We start from the raw sequence: 14,139 nt of genomic DNA on the forward strand, positions 1-14,139 counted from the left end.
ATCCGGGACGAGCTCAGCTTGCATCCAGCGACTGGTCGCGCCGCTGGCGCGACACGTTGCTCTCCTGGCGCTCGCGCGCCATGCGGCTGACGGCCGCGCGCAATTGCGGATGCCGCGACATGAACAGGTTGAAATCGCGCCGGTCCAGCACGAAAAGCTGACAGAAATCGACGGCGACAACGTCGGCGGTGCGGCGCGCGCCCGTTAGCAGCGCCATCTCGCCGAAGAAGGAACCGGCGCCGAGAGGAATTTCCTCATCCTCGAGCTGGACCTCGACTGCACCGGAGGCGATGAAGAACATGCTGTCGCCGCGATCACCGGTACGAATGACGCGGTCGCCCGGCGAAGCAGACCGCGGCCGGAAAAGCAACAGAAGCTCCTCATGCGCATTGTCGTCGAGCTCGGCAAACATCGGGAAGGTTTCGATGAGTTGTTCGATCTCGAGGTGATGCTGGCGATCCCTTTCCTCGCGCTGCTTGTTGATGGTGGTCAACTGGCGGCGCAAGCTTTCCAGCTTGGCCATGCCGTATTTGGTTGCTAGAAACGGCCAGCGGGAAAACGCCCATTTTTCCAGCTTCTCGGTGGCGAAAAAGGCCAGCGGATTGAGCGTGATCGACAGGATCGCTCCAGCAAGGATGAGATCCTGCCCTTCCCGCGTCAGCAGTCCCAGCGACACGCCGAGCCCTGCGAGAATGAAGGAGAATTCGCCGATCTGCGCAAGTCCCGCCGCAACAGCAAAACCGATGCTGGCGGGATAACGCAGCAGCAACACGACACAAAAGGCGATCAGCGACTTGCCGAGCATGATGAGCGCAAGCACGCCGATAATCATCAGCGGTTCCCGGATCAGGACCGACGGATCGAAGAGCATGCCGACGGATACGAAAAACAGAACGGAAAACGCGTTCTGCAATGGCAGGGAGTCAGCCGCCGCCCTGTGGCTGAGATGCGATTCACTCATCACGAGGCCGGCAAAGAAGGCGCCGAGCGCGAAGGACACGCCGAATATCTCCGCCGCGCCAAAGGCGATGCCGAGCGCGATCGCGAGAACGGATAGCGTAAACAGTTCGCGCGAGCCGGTGCGTGCCACGGAGGTCAAAAGCCAGGGCACAACACGCGGGCCGATAAAGATCGCGACGGCCGCAAACGCCGCCACCTTGACGAGCGTCATGCCGATCGTCAGCCAGATGGAACCGGAAGCGGCATGGTCGCCGGCATCCCCGTGTCCGCCCAGGACACCGGCAAAAGCCGGCAGCAGGACAAGGGCTAGGACCATCGCCAGATCCTCGACGATCAGCCAGCCGACGGCGACGCGGCCATTGGTCGAACTGACAAGATTGCGCTCTTCCAGTGCCTTCAAGAGCACGACGGTACTGGCAACGGCAAGGCTCAGGCCGAAAACCACGCCCGCGCCGACGCTCCAGCCCCAAAGCGAGGTCAGGCCGACACCCAGCACGGTTGCAATCGCGATCTGCCCGATGGCGCCGGGGATCGCGACGCCGCGCACGGCGAGCAAGTCCGCAGCCGAGAAATGCAGGCCGACGCCGAACATCAGCAGGATGACGCCGATCTCGGCCAATTGCGACGCCAGCGAAACATCGGCGACGAAGCCCGGTGTGGACGAGCCGATGATGACGCCTGCCACGAGATAGCCGACCAGCGGCGGCAGGTGCAGCCTGTCGGCCAGATAGCCGAAAACGGCCGCGAACACGAAGCCAGCGGCAATCAATGCGATCAATGCAACGTCGTGCGGCACGGCAGTCCTTCCCGTTTCACGGCGTTAAAGCCTATTCCCTGCGTATAAGGCTACCTAGCACCGCTTTTGCCGGGCCGTCTACGGGGTCGAGTGAAACTGAAGGAAAACATCGCCTTGCCAAGGCAAGGCGATGCAAAAACAGAAGCTTACTGCTCCAGGACGATCTGTAGCTTGACGTCCGTGGGCCGGGCTTCGACGGCGCGGTCGAACGCCTTGATGGAATCCTCGAAGGCGAAGGTTTCGGAGATCAGCGGCTTGAGATCGACGCGGCCGGACGCGATCAGCGCGATGGAGCGCTCATACTGATGCGCATAACGGAAAACCGTCTCGATGCGGATTTCCTTGGTGGATGCGGTCGAAACATCGAAGCCGACCGGATTGACGGGCAGTCCGACGGCGACGATGACGCCACCCGGGCGCGGCAGCGACATCACGGTTTCCCAGGCCTTCGGCGAACCCGAGCATTCGAAGACGACATCCGCACCCCAGCCTTCCGTGAGCCTCTCGACTTCCTCAAGCAGGTTCTTCTCGCGAATATTGACCGGAATGACGCCCTGATACTGGGCGGCGATATCAAGCTTCGGCTGCGCCAGATCGGCAACGATCGCCCGCGCGCACCCGCCGGCGAGCGCTGCAACCGCCACCATGATGCCGATGGGACCGGCACCGAGCACGACTGCCGTATCGCCAGGCGTAATGCGCGCCTTGGTCGCGGCCTGCATGCCCACAGCAAAGGGCTCGACCATAGCCCCCTCCGCAAAGCTGACATTGTCCGGCAGCTTGAAGGTGTAGTTGGCCGGATGCACGACGAAGGGCGTCAGGACGCCATGGATCGGCGGCGTCGCCCAGAAAGTGACGGCGGGATCGACATTGTACATGCCAAGCCGGCTGGCCTTGGAATTCGCATCCGGAATACCCGGCTCCATGCAGACGCGATCCCCGACCTTCAGATGCGTTACGCCGGACCCGACTTCGACGACAATCCCGGCAGCCTCATGACCGAGCACCATCGGCTCGTTGACGACGAAGGGCCCGATCTTTCCATGCGTGTAGTAATGCACGTCGGATCCGCAGACGCCGACTGTATGGATCTTGATCTTCACCTCGCCCGGTCCGACATCCTGCGGCAGATCGATATCGCGGATCGCCAATTCATGCTGGCGCTCCAACACCAGGGCACGCATCTTGCTCATTGCCTTTTCCTCTTTTCAAAGCAAACCGGTAGTCCCACTGCAATGGGGACGAAATTCCAACCCGTTATACCGCCTGAACGAACACCACAAAACGATCTTCACGAAATCCCTTCAAAATTATCGGGGATGCGATTGCGACCAAAAAGCCACTCGCACCAACAAATATTAGTAAATACTTATTATAAGGCTCGCTATTGCCGATATTGACTGGAGTTCCATTTCTTGCCTTTCTAGGGGCCGAGGACAAGGAGGGGCTTATTATGGCAGTATATGACTGGACCGGTCAGCGCGTCCGCCGAATGAAGATGGTGCGCACGGCAAGCGTCGCAATGCTTCTGATCATGCTCATGGCGATACCCGTGATATTGCTGCACTATAATCTTATTCAATACCCGCGCTGAACGCATCTGAAAGCAATAGGTTATGCCGCCTTCCTCGCACTTTGCTTTGGCTTGCGCGAGACATTGTCGCCGGCCTTGCTGTCAAGCGGCAGGCAATCCAGTACGGCGAGAAGCGCGATGATCCCGAGCAGCACGAAGGCGAGACGGAATTCCACGGCGACGATGCCGCTCGCCCCCAATGGCGCGCTGATCGCCTGGCCGATACGGATGCCGATGGCGCCGACAGCGATGCCCATGCCCATGGTCAGCTGAAAGACAGTGCTGAACAGCGTGTTGGCGCCCGTCATTTGCTGGGGCGGGATATCGGCAAAGGCAATCGTATTCAGCGCGGTAAAATGCATCGAGCGGCACATGCCGCCGATGAACAGCACCGGTATGATGAACCACAAGGACGTGTCGGGAGAAAACAAGGCGCAGGCGGCAATGAAGACGGCATTGAGAAGGCCGTTGACGATCAGCACCGGCTTGAAACCAAACCGACGCAGGATCGGCGTCGTTGCCGGCTTCATCGCCAGATTGCCGGCAAAAACCGCCAGGGTCAGCATACCGGCATGAAAGGCGCTGAGCCCGAACCCGACCTGGAACATCAGCGGCAGCAGGAAGGGCACGGCCCCGATGGCGATGCGGAACAGCGATCCGCCCGAGATGGTGATCGCGAAGCTCGAAAGCTTAAGCCCCGAGAGATCGATCAACGGATGCTCCGTGCGAAGGAAATGGAACACGGCGACGGCAAGCAGGATGATGCCGACAATCACATAGGCCCATGCCTCGAGCCAGACAGGATCGGGCCGCCCGATCAGTTCCAGCCCATACATCAGGCCGGCCAGACCAATGCCGCTGACGATGAAACCGATCCAATCGAAGGGCGGACGCGCCGTGCTCTTGGTTTCAGGAATGAGCATGAGCGCGAAGACGAATGCCAGAATTCCGAGCGGCAGGTTGAGGAAGAAGATCCAGCGCCAGCTTGCATGATCGGTAATGAAGCCGCCGAGCGGCGGTCCCAGGATCGGCGCCACCAACGCGGGCCAGGTGATCGTCGCGATCGCCGAGATCAGCTTGTCCTTGGGCGTGTTGTTCAAGACGACCAATCTGCCCACAGGCACCATCATCGCCCCGCCGATGCCCTGCAGGATGCGCATCGCCACGAAGGAACCGACTCCATCGGCAAAGCCGCAAAGGACGGATGCAAGCGTAAAGACGACGACTGCCGTCGTGAATACCAGACGCGCACCGAAACGATCGCTGATCCAGCCACTGATTGGAATGAAGACGCCAAGGGTCAGGAGATAGGCGCTCATCCCGATATTAAGATCGACCGGTCGGGCACCGAAGGAAACGGCCATTTGCGGCAGCGCAGTCGCAATCACCGTGCCGTCCAGGTTTTCCATGAAGAAGGCACCGGCCACCAGCAATGCAATCAACAGCGAGCGAGAGCCGGCCTCCTGCGCCTCTTCCCCCTGCCCACGCGTGGACATGTCATTCATCGATAAGCTACTCCGAATCCGCCTCGCATCCCCGCCGTATTTAAACGGTTCGGCAACGTTTACGATAGACCGAAATCGTCCCATCAATCGATTAAGCGATCACGTTTCGCTTAGCGGAATGTGTGCAATTTGATGATACGGCCGCCCCCGCAACGTCTCAGCGCGGAAAGGGCAGGTCTGCGCGTTCATGTGGGCGAACAGGCGAGCCCATCCCGTGCCTGTAGGCATCCGTGCGCAAGACATGCTAGGGTTTTGCCGGAATATGCCGCAAAATGGACGACAGGATCGACATTCGAACACTATGGAACAGCCTCGAGCAAGCCGAGACACCAGCGTGAAGTTTCCCCCCGCCGCACATAGGCCGACGTTTGTCCTTGAAACGGCGCATCAATAAGGAACGAGAGTCCCGCATAATGAAACATGGCCAGGACGCAATAACCTCTCCGGCTACTCCGGGGTCGAAACTGATCGCAACGCAGTCGCCCTTCGATGCCTTTGTGCGAAAATACGGTACGATCCCGCGGCGCGGTGTGTTCGGCTATTTCGTCCATGAGCTCGGCCGTCGGATCGTCCGGGCCGACTACCCCGTCGGCACGACACTGCCCAACGAGCCGGATCTGGTCGAACAATTCGGCATCAGTCGCACAGTCATCCGCGAAGCGATGAAATGCCTTGCCGGCAAGGGACTGATCGAGATCAAGACCCGCGTCGGCACGCGCGTCAAGGAACGCTCCAACTGGCACCATCTCGATACGGATGTCATGGTCTGGTACTACGAGACAGGACCTTCGGTCGAAATCATGCGTTCGATCAAGGACTTGCGGCTGGCTCTGGAGCCGGAAGCGACGGCGCGTGCAGCCTTGCGCCGTACCGAGAGCGACGTTGCCGCCATCAATTCGGCTTACGAGGAAATGGCCTCCACCATCGGCGACATCAACAGCAATGCCGATGCCGACCTGCGCTTCCATACCGCGATCTTCGCTGCCACGCACAACATGATCTATTCGCAGTTGATCGACCTGATCGCCGTCGGAATCTACGCCAATCGCACGCTGTCCGGCCATGAAGACATCGCGGAGGGTCAAAAACGCTCCCTGCCGCTTCACAAGGCTATTCTGGACGCCATCATCGCCCAGGATGCGAAGGCCGCAACGAAGGCTTCGCGAAACCTGCTCGATGAATGGCTCGCCCGTGACTACGGTTTCTGACGGATCGCGTCAAATATGGTTCCATGGCCCCACTTTCGTGATGAACACGGCAGCGTGCTGAAGCGGTGGGCCTGCCACGCCAGGTCCTTTGTTTTTCTGCAATTCCAGACGGAAAACCGCTATCAACTTTTCCTGGAATTGCTCTAGTGGGTCATCGCATCCTGCGCATCCGCCTTGGGCACGGATGATCCACGCCCGGCGTCATGCGCAACCGGGATGAGCCAGATGGTCGCAAAGGCTGTCACCGCGACGACGACGACACCCCAGAAGCTCCAGTGCAGCGCCGCATCGAAGACGCCTCTGATCGCCGGATCGCCGACGAGATCGGAAAGGCCGGTCGGCTGGTTGAGAATATCGTGAAGCCTGGTTGCCAGATCACCGCTGCCGTAGTGCGCTATGCCGACATTCATGATCGCGCCGAGTGCCGTCGCGCCAAGGGTGTTGCCGAGGCTGCGCGAGAATATGATCGACGCCGTCGCACTGCCGCGCATGGACCACTCGACGCTTTCCTGCACGAGCACGACGCTGGTGAGACTGATGAGCCCCATGCCGAAGCCCATCAGGAACGAGCCGATACCGGCGATCACCGGGCTGCTATCCGGCGTCAGGAACAGGAGGAAGACTGCACCGAAGGGGAACATGAGACTACCGGCGCGCAGGGTTCTGCGGATACCAAAGGCGCGAAAGAAGCGGCTCGAGAGCATCACGGCGAGCGGCCAGCCGACGATCAGCATCGTCAGGGTGAAGCCGGCTTCGAGCGGAGACCGTCCGAGCACGCCCTGGACGTAGATCGGCAGTACCGTGGTCAGCCCGATCAGCGCCATGCCGGCGAGAAGCGTGGCCGCATTGCTGGTCGCAATGAGCCGCCGGCTCCAGAGCGCAATCGAGATGATGGGCTCCGGTGCCCGTCGCTCCTGCAAGAGAAACAGGATGCCGGTGACGACAAAGACGATTGCGAGCGGACAGAGAACCGCAAAGCCCGCATCTGTTTCCGTCAGCATGACAAGCAGCGAAACGATCGAGATCGAAAACAGGATCGTGCCCAGATAGTCGATCTTCGCCTCGCGCGGCGTGACGGACTCGTGCAGGAAGAAGATGAAACCGGCGATGGAGAGCACGCCGACCGGCAGGTTGATCCAGAAAATCCAGGCCCATGACAGATTGTCGACGATGATGCCGCCGGCAAGCGGGCCAATGACCGCGGATATGGCCCAGACGCTGGCAAGCGCACCCTGCACCTTGGCTCGCTCTTCGAGCCTGTAGAGGTCGCCGACGACGGTCATCGTCACGGGCTGAATGGCGCCGGCGCCGAGGCCCTGCAGCAGCCTGAAGACGATCAGGGAGGCCATCGACCACGCAAAGCCCGCAAGTGTCGAGCCCACCAGAAAGATGAGGATACCGCAGATGAGCATGGGCTTGCGGCCGAAGATGTCGGAAAGTTTGCCATAGATGACCGTCGTCGTGGACTGCGCAAGCAGAAAGGCGGAAAAGACCCAGCTGTAATAGGTGAAGCCGCCGAGTTGGCCGACGATGCGCGGCATGGCGGTTGCAACGATGGTCGCTTCCACGGCGACCATGAAGGTCGCCAGCATGATCGAGACGATGACCAACGGGCGTCTCGAACGATCGACCTTGCTGGACATGGCATTCCTTTCTGACTGCTGCACCCGATATCGAAGACGCATAGGCCGGCAAAACGGCCGTGGTCGAGCGATTGGCTGGTGGGATCAAAGTCTGGGGCGAGACGACTGGAGGACGGCGCCTGCGGAATCGTTATGATAAGCTTTGCATATTGATGCAGCGCGATGTCAACTGTTTAAAGGACAGCCATATCGTCCCGATCGCCCGGAGACGGATGCAATATCGAGATCCGTGGTTCCGCATCGAAGCAAGCGGCACCTATTCTCAAACTCATTGACGAAACTGCACGCCTGGCGATTGAGCTATTCATGGAATCTCTGAACCGCTCGCTCTTTCGCTTTGACGCAATTCCGGGCGGAAAGCCGCCGCGCACTTTTCCTAAAATTGCGTCCCTAAAGAAGTGCTATGACCGCCGTGGCAAGTATCGTGCTGCCCATGAGGACGTTGACGATCCGCTCCGCAGCCGGCTTCAGATTGGCCCTGCCGAGCGCCACGCCCGCCCACAGCCAGGCGATATCAACGAGGATCATCACGAGAACACAAACCATCCATTTGATCGAGATGTCGGCGACACTATTGAACCGAACGATTGAATAGGACGCCATCAAGGATGCGAAGGCGATATACGCCTTGGGATTGGTGATGCCCAACAGCGTTCCACCGAGCGCCGTTGTGGCAAAACCCGATCCAGACCCTGTAGTGCCCACGCCAACCGGAGCAAAGGCGATCTTGTACGAGAGATAAAGAAGATAAGCCGTTGCGACCAAAGCCATTGTGTGCGTGGCGCCCGGAATGGCGGCGATGATCGAAAACAGCCCGACGGCGCTCAGCCCGGCAGCTATTGCCAAGCCAATCTGCAGGCCGCCGTAGAAGCGCAAACCCTGAAGAAATCCACGTTCCTTGCCGACCGCGATCAGCGCCGCAATGCCCGGTCCCGGCGACCCAAGCAGGACGACGGCGGCCAGAGAAAACAGGGTCAAATTCAACAGATCGATAGCCATCGGTCAAATCCATATAAAGAATTCTTTATGTCTTTATATGACTCACTTTAGATGACATCAAGCGAGAAAAGTGGTGTGACCCCCTGGGGCTGGACCACGGGACCCGGAAAAACTGATAGGCTCTGCGGGCCTCAATCGGAGATGGCTCAAGAAGTCCCAAGGACCATATCGACGGCACTCAACACTATTCAAGTTGCAGCTTTGCCAGGATATTCGAAACGGTGCTATTGGAAGGCGAGATGCACAGCGCGCTCACGGCGTATCGGCCAACCTCATTCAGTTGTGGTTGACGCAATTCGATCGCGGCGAACTCAGCGACGCGGAAGCCGAGGCGAGCGTCATCGCCGAATACGAGGCACAAATCGCGGCGCTGGAACGCAAGATTGGCCAACTCACAGTGGAGCTGGACTCGGTGAAAAAACACCGCGCCAACCAATCGCCGGCGGCAACGACAACTCCTCCATCGTCACCAGCCCGCGGCCTGCTCCGTCAGACGCGGGTGTTGCCACGGTAAGCTCTCTGACTGAGAAAGCCCAGAGGTCTTGGGTTTCAGTCGATGCGGGCCGCAGCTTCCAAGCATCGGAAGCCTCGAGCCTATGGTAGCGAATTGTTTGTGCGGTTCGGCGGCATGAGGGAGCTGAAATGCGGCTGCGGATGGCCGAGTGCGTGGAGACGAACCGTTGCGCACTTCCGAAAGATCGATGACCTTGCTTACCCATCGCCAGCCTGTTTCGCGCCGGTTGTTCGTGTTTGCGGATCGACTTGAGTCGTTGCTTCAGCGGTTGCTCTTGTAGCCGCGAACGCAAAGCCGATCGGCAGCGACCATTTTCGTGCGGCGATAGAGGAAGGTTGGCAGCCAGCTGGTTCTGGCGGTTTGCATGGCTGCATCGATCCGTTTTCAACGCTTCTCGAAAATCACCTTCCGGGCAAGCCAGCAGCCGATCGTCAATCTCTCGATGCCACCATCACTGCCTCGGCCGAAGACGACGGTCCAGTCGCCTGGAGCAGCAGAGTCCATGGCGCGCTCGTTTGGCATGATCCAGACATCGGGACCGATCGCGTAAATCGGCTGCATTGCTCCCTTGCCGAGGAAGCCTTCGAAGGCGACGTACATTTCCCCTGCGGCATCTTCGCAGACCAGTTCGGCGTCGAGTTCGGCCGAATAATATCGTCCTTCGATATCCCTTTTTGCTTCCCCGCCGACCTTTCGCATCGTGGCGACAAGGTTTTCGTCAGGACGTTCCAGCCGAATGCCCTCGCCCGTTCGCGTCAGGGTCATCAGCCGCGAGCGTGCGGTATCTTCGTCGTCCAGTTCCATGATATCGGGCGCTGTCGCGAAACGCGCCTTGATCTTACCCGGGCCTGCCATGCTCACCGTCAGAGACAGCTTGGTCTCGTCATCCAGATAGTTGCCGAGCCATAACGGATCGATCGCGGTCTGCTTCGGCTGCGACGGCTTGATACCGAGCGCCGCTGCAGTGATCTTGTCGGCGGCTTCGGGTGCGGAAACCTCGTGGTTGAACATGACGACGACAGAAAGACGTTCGGACGGAGCGTATCGCCGCTGCAGGCGCCATCCACGCAACGCGCCACCATGGCCGGTCATCGCAACGCCATGAAAGTTCATGTGCCGCAGACCGAAGCTGTAGCATGCGGGTTTGCCGTCGGAAAACGTCGTCGCTCTTGAGATGCGGCCGTAGATGCTGTTTTCGTCGTCGCGTGTCGCGTCCACGAAACGCTCCCAGGCGATCATATCTTCCAACGAGGCATTGACGCCGGAATCGCCCGACAGGTGTATTTTATTGACCGCCGGGAAATGGCCGGTCGCCATGCTGCCCTCATAGCCCACGGCATCTCCCGGGAATTCGCTCGATTCCTCGCACCATTGTGCGGTCTTCATTTGCGCGGGTGCGAAAATGCGCTCCTTGACCCACTCGCCGAGCGGCCGCCCGGTATGGTCCGCTATGAGGTCCGACAGGATGCGGAAGTTTCCATTGGAATAGGAATATTGAGAGCCGGGATCGAAATGCGTTGTGCGAGCCTGGGAGAGGAGCCGCTTGCCGTCCCCCGCCCGGCATTCGCCTTGTGGCGAGGCACCGGACAAAACCGTCAGCGCCCAATAGTCACGAAGACCGGACTGGTTGTTGCAGAGGTCGGCGGCGCGGGGCACTGCGCCATCGAGCAGGTGCAGATAGCGCCGAACTGCCTCATCCAGCACGGAAGGATCACCCAGCACCTCCAGCAGAGCGGCGCAGGTGAACTCCTTGCTGATGGAGCACATCGGCATCAGCGTTTCAACGGTCATCGGAATATGTCGTTCCAGATCGGCATAGCCCCAGGCGTGGCGCGCAAGAACCTCGCCGTTCCTGAGGACAGCGAAGGCACCACCGGGACCGCGATACTCGGAGGGGATGGAGCGTAGGACTTCGTCCAGAACGGCATTTCCGGTGTTGAACATGAAGCGGCCTCAAAAATGACTGGTTACAATCGGTTTTCTCGTTGCGAAGCGCGTCTAACGCGTCGCGAAGTGACACGACGCGGAATGGGTATCGCTAAGCGCCGCCATCGGCGGTTCTGTTTCGCATATGGCCTGGGCGGCCGGACACCGGGTGCGGAAACGACATCCGGTCGGAATGGCAAACGGGCTCGGCACTTCGCCTTGCAGGACCGGCGGCCTATTACGCTTCTGGGGGACGAGGCGCGGCATCGCTTTCAGCAAGCTGACCGTGTACGGGTGCTTCGCTGATGAGAATATCTCTTCGGTCGTGCCGATTTCCATCACATGCCCAAGGTACATGACGGCGACCCGGTCCGAGATATGCCTGACTACGCCGAGCTCATGCGCAATGAACAGCATGGTGAGGCCGAGCTGGCCGCGCAAGTCCTCGAGAAGATTGAGAACCTGAGCCTGGATCGAGACATCAAGGGCAGCCACGGGTTCGTCGAGAACGAGCACCGAAGGCCGGACCGCAAGTGCCCGTGCCAGGCCGACGCGCTGCCGCTGGCCTCCGGAGAGGCCGCGCGGACGACGCTCGGCAAGGGTTGGCGGCAGCCCCACGAGCGACATGAGCCGGGACACTTCTTCCTGTACGTCCTCGGGTGGGACTATCGCGTGAAAAGACAAGACTTCGGCGAGCGTCTGGCGAACGGTGCGCCTCGGATTGAGAGATCCGTAAGGATCCTGGAAAACCATCTGGATCTTGCGCGGCAACTGCTTTTTCTGCTGGTCCGTCAGGGTTGCCAGATCGTCGCCGTCGAGCAGCATCCTGCCGTCGAACGGTTTATTGAGACCGAGCAAGGTTCGGCCGACCGTCGTCTTGCCGCTGCCGCTTTCACCCACCAGCCCAAGCGTCTCGCCCGGGGCGATTTCAAAGCTCACCTTATCGACGGCACGGACCTTGCCCGGCTGTTCGCCCCTCAGCATGGAGGCGATCGTGTGATTTCCGCGAAACTCGACGGAAAGCCGATCCACAGCAAGCCGCGCGACGGTCTTTGCGGGTTTCGTTGCGACGTCGTGCATGTCTTCGGCATCCTTCAAACCGTCCGCGACGGTCGCCACCCTATTCCGATCTGCAGCCACCATTAGTGCGTTGCTCCCCGATGAATGCAGGCGGCTTTGCGATCTGGACCGATACTAGCAAGCGGCACGACCTTCTCCACGCAATCATTCGTGGCCCGGGCGCATCGCGGCGCAAATGCGCAGCCCTGCCCCAGCATGGTCAGATCCGGCGGCTGTCCAGGAATTGGCGTGAGACGCTGGATAGGCCCTTCGACATGCACCATGGAATTGAGGAGGCCCTGGGTATAGGGATGCGCCGGCTCGTCGAAGATCTGCCTCACAGGCGCCGTCTCGACGATGCGGCCGGCATACATCACGGCGACCCGATCACATGTCTCGGCAATCACGCCCATGTCGTGAGATACAAGGACAAGTGCCATTCCCGTCTCGGCCTGCAGACTCAGCAGAAGAGAAAGGATCTGGTCCTGGATCGTGACGTCGAGGGCAGTGGTCGGCTCATCGGCAAGCATCAGCTTCGGCTTGCCCGCGAGCGCAAGCGCAATGACGGCGCGCTGGAGCATGCCGCCGGACCATTGATGGGCATATTCGTCCACGCGCCGCGCCGCCGACGGAATGCCGACTTTCTCAAGCAATGCGATCGCCTCCTTGCGGGCGGCCGGCCCATTCAGGCGCCGGTGCAGACGCAGGGTTTCCATGATCTGATCGCCGATCGACCATACCGGATCGAGACTGCTCATCGGGCTTTGGAAGATCATCGAGATCCCCGAGCCACGCAATCGCCTCATCTCGCGCTCCGACAGGGAGAGGAGGTCCTGTCCCTGAAAGGCGAGACGGCGGGCCGTCACGTTCGCACCGAGAAGCCGGAGCACGGCACGGCACAATACCGATTTGCCACTGCCGGACTCCCCGACGATGCCGAGGGTTTCGCCCGGCAGGACGGTCAGGCTGATATTGTCGTTGGCAAGCACCCGCCCCTTGGCGAAACGGACACTCAGGCCTTCAATATCCAACAACGGTGTCGCTGTAGTCGCATCCATGTTCATCATTTATGTCCTCCGCCGCTGACACCGAGCCGCGTCGCAAGGCCGTCGCCGATGAGACTGAGTGCCGCTCCCGCATAGACGACAACGAGGCCCGGCATGGCACAGATCCACCACGCATCGAGGATGAATTCCTTGCCTTCGGCAATCATCGCACCCCATTCGGGCATCGGCGGCTGCGCCCCGAAGCCGATGAAGCTCAGGCCGGCGAGCATCAGGATGTTGAGAACGAAGTCGGACATGGAAAAGGCGACCGCCGATCCGATCGTATTCGGAAGCGCGTGCAGGAGCAGCACGCGGCTGGTAGGGAAACCGAGCACCTTGGCCGCCTGGACATAGTCCTTGTTGCGCTCCACCAGCATTTCGGCGCGTGCCAGCCGTGCATACATCGTCCACGATCCCAGGAACACGGCGATATAGATGTTCTGAAGGCCGGGTCCGGCGACCGCGATCACGATGATGATGACGACAAGGAAGGGAAAGGCGATGACGATATTGATGATCATGGCGATCATCGAGTCGAAGAAACCGCCCCGGTAGCCGGCATAGGCCCCGATCAGCACGCCATAAGCCATCGGCACATAGGTCATGATCAATCCGGAGAGAAGATCGATCCGTGCGCCAAACAGCACGCGCGAGAATATATCGCGACCGATATTGTCTGTGCCGAACAGATGCTGAAAGTTCGGCGGCACCATGATCGCGTCGAAATCCTGGAGATCGGGGTCGTAAGGTGCGACCACCGGGGCGGCGATCGCGGCAATGACCAGGATCAGAAACAGCACGCTGCCGATCTTCAGCGTCATCGGCCAAGACCTGACCTCGGCGATGACGACCTGGCATGTCTCGATGACCGGCGACGCGGATGGCCCGACTTTATCCATGGAGTTGCTCA

General features: G+C 60.1%; 12 protein-coding genes and 1 pseudogene. 3 read left to right on the plus strand and 10 right to left on the minus strand.

Features of this window, described 5'->3' with window-relative positions:
* Nucleotides 1-13 precede the first annotated feature (13 nt).
* Together ACQZ6J_RS20885 and ACQZ6J_RS20890 are read right to left on the minus strand one after the other, a co-directional pair.
* Complete coding sequence (locus tag ACQZ6J_RS20885; protein WP_449085458.1) at nt 14-1,756, minus strand: cation:proton antiporter domain-containing protein; 1,743 nt, start codon at nt 1,754-1,756, stop codon at nt 14-16.
* Between the two features lie 146 nt (nt 1,757-1,902).
* Nucleotides 1,903-2,949, minus strand: a complete 1,047-nt coding sequence (locus ACQZ6J_RS20890; protein WP_449085459.1) for an NAD(P)-dependent alcohol dehydrogenase — start codon at nt 2,947-2,949, stop codon at nt 1,903-1,905.
* Nucleotides 2,950-3,209: 260 nt separating this feature from the next.
* On the opposite strand from ACQZ6J_RS20890, the gene ACQZ6J_RS20895 reads away from it, so the two are divergent.
* On the plus strand, nt 3,210-3,350 hold the full coding sequence (locus tag ACQZ6J_RS20895) for a hypothetical protein (RefSeq protein WP_163988567.1): 141 nt from the start codon (nt 3,210-3,212) through the stop codon (nt 3,348-3,350).
* Nucleotides 3,351-3,370: 20 nt separating this feature from the next.
* Here ACQZ6J_RS20895 and ACQZ6J_RS20900 read toward each other — a convergent pair whose 3' ends face one another.
* Entirely contained in the window at nt 3,371-4,834 is a 1,464-nt protein-coding gene (locus tag ACQZ6J_RS20900) for a DHA2 family efflux MFS transporter permease subunit (protein WP_449085460.1), read from the minus strand.
* 413 nt (nt 4,835-5,247) lie between these two features.
* Between ACQZ6J_RS20900 and ACQZ6J_RS20905 the strand changes: the two genes are divergently transcribed.
* Nucleotides 5,248-6,042, plus strand: coding sequence for a FadR/GntR family transcriptional regulator (locus tag ACQZ6J_RS20905; RefSeq protein ID WP_449085461.1), 795 nt, complete (start codon nt 5,248-5,250; stop codon nt 6,040-6,042).
* 143 nt (nt 6,043-6,185) lie between these two features.
* Here ACQZ6J_RS20905 and ACQZ6J_RS20910 read toward each other — a convergent pair whose 3' ends face one another.
* A complete protein-coding gene (locus ACQZ6J_RS20910) occupies nt 6,186-7,685 on the minus strand; it encodes an MDR family MFS transporter (protein ID WP_163988563.1) in 1,500 nt (499 codons plus the stop codon).
* Between the two features lie 390 nt (nt 7,686-8,075).
* Nucleotides 8,076-8,684 (minus strand): LysE family translocator, encoded by a 609-nt coding sequence (locus ACQZ6J_RS20915; protein WP_449085462.1) that lies wholly within the window; start codon nt 8,682-8,684, stop codon nt 8,076-8,078.
* Between the two features lie 286 nt (nt 8,685-8,970).
* Between ACQZ6J_RS20915 and ACQZ6J_RS20920 the strand changes: the two genes are divergently transcribed.
* A complete protein-coding gene (locus ACQZ6J_RS20920; RefSeq protein ID WP_449085500.1) occupies nt 8,971-9,198 on the plus strand; it encodes a hypothetical protein in 228 nt (75 codons plus the stop codon).
* A 52-nt stretch (nt 9,199-9,250) separates the two neighbouring features.
* Here the strand turns inward: ACQZ6J_RS20920 and ACQZ6J_RS20925 are convergent.
* The 5 genes and pseudogenes from ACQZ6J_RS20925 to ACQZ6J_RS20945 form a co-directional block, all read right to left on the minus strand.
* A pseudogene (locus ACQZ6J_RS20925) lies at nt 9,251-9,394 on the minus strand (IS6 family transposase); the annotation flags it as partial.
* A 188-nt stretch (nt 9,395-9,582) separates the two neighbouring features.
* A complete protein-coding gene (locus ACQZ6J_RS20930) occupies nt 9,583-11,142 on the minus strand; it encodes a D-aminopeptidase (RefSeq protein WP_449085463.1) in 1,560 nt (519 codons plus the stop codon).
* A 54-nt stretch (nt 11,143-11,196) separates the two neighbouring features.
* Nucleotides 11,197-12,204, minus strand: coding sequence for an ABC transporter ATP-binding protein (locus ACQZ6J_RS20935; protein WP_449085464.1), 1,008 nt, complete (start codon nt 12,202-12,204; stop codon nt 11,197-11,199).
* Between the two features lie 62 nt (nt 12,205-12,266).
* On the minus strand, nt 12,267-13,241 hold the full coding sequence (locus ACQZ6J_RS20940; protein WP_449085497.1) for an ABC transporter ATP-binding protein: 975 nt from the start codon (nt 13,239-13,241) through the stop codon (nt 12,267-12,269).
* Nucleotides 13,242-13,246: 5 nt separating this feature from the next.
* The gene (locus ACQZ6J_RS20945; protein ID WP_449085465.1) at nt 13,247-14,128 is read right to left on the minus strand and encodes an ABC transporter permease; all 882 of its coding nucleotides are present in this window, start codon (nt 14,126-14,128) and stop codon (nt 13,247-13,249) included.
* Between the last annotated feature and the right edge of the window lie 11 nt (nt 14,129-14,139).

Source organism: Rhizobium sp. A37_96 (assembly GCF_053521765.1).

What these genes read in the sequence shown, in the direction of transcription:
- ACQZ6J_RS20890 (WP_449085459.1), bottom strand. Translation starts at nt 2,949, where the DNA reads ATGAGCAAGATGCGTGCCCTGGTGTTGGAGCGCCAGCATGAATTGGCG.
- ACQZ6J_RS20895 (WP_163988567.1), top strand. Translation starts at nt 3,210, where the DNA reads ATGGCAGTATATGACTGGACCGGTCAGCGCGTCCGCCGAATGAAGATG.
- ACQZ6J_RS20900 (WP_449085460.1), bottom strand. Translation starts at nt 4,834, where the DNA reads ATGAATGACATGTCCACGCGTGGGCAGGGGGAAGAGGCGCAGGAGGCC.
- ACQZ6J_RS20905 (WP_449085461.1), top strand. Translation starts at nt 5,248, where the DNA reads ATGAAACATGGCCAGGACGCAATAACCTCTCCGGCTACTCCGGGGTCG.
- ACQZ6J_RS20910 (WP_163988563.1), bottom strand. Translation starts at nt 7,685, where the DNA reads ATGTCCAGCAAGGTCGATCGTTCGAGACGCCCGTTGGTCATCGTCTCG.
- ACQZ6J_RS20915 (WP_449085462.1), bottom strand. Translation starts at nt 8,684, where the DNA reads ATGGCTATCGATCTGTTGAATTTGACCCTGTTTTCTCTGGCCGCCGTC.
- ACQZ6J_RS20930 (WP_449085463.1), bottom strand. Translation starts at nt 11,142, where the DNA reads ATGTTCAACACCGGAAATGCCGTTCTGGACGAAGTCCTACGCTCCATC.
- ACQZ6J_RS20935 (WP_449085464.1), bottom strand. Translation starts at nt 12,204, where the DNA reads ATGCACGACGTCGCAACGAAACCCGCAAAGACCGTCGCGCGGCTTGCT.
- ACQZ6J_RS20940 (WP_449085497.1), bottom strand. Translation starts at nt 13,241, where the DNA reads ATGGATGCGACTACAGCGACACCGTTGTTGGATATTGAAGGCCTGAGT.
- ACQZ6J_RS20945 (WP_449085465.1), bottom strand. Translation starts at nt 14,128, where the DNA reads ATGGATAAAGTCGGGCCATCCGCGTCGCCGGTCATCGAGACATGCCAG.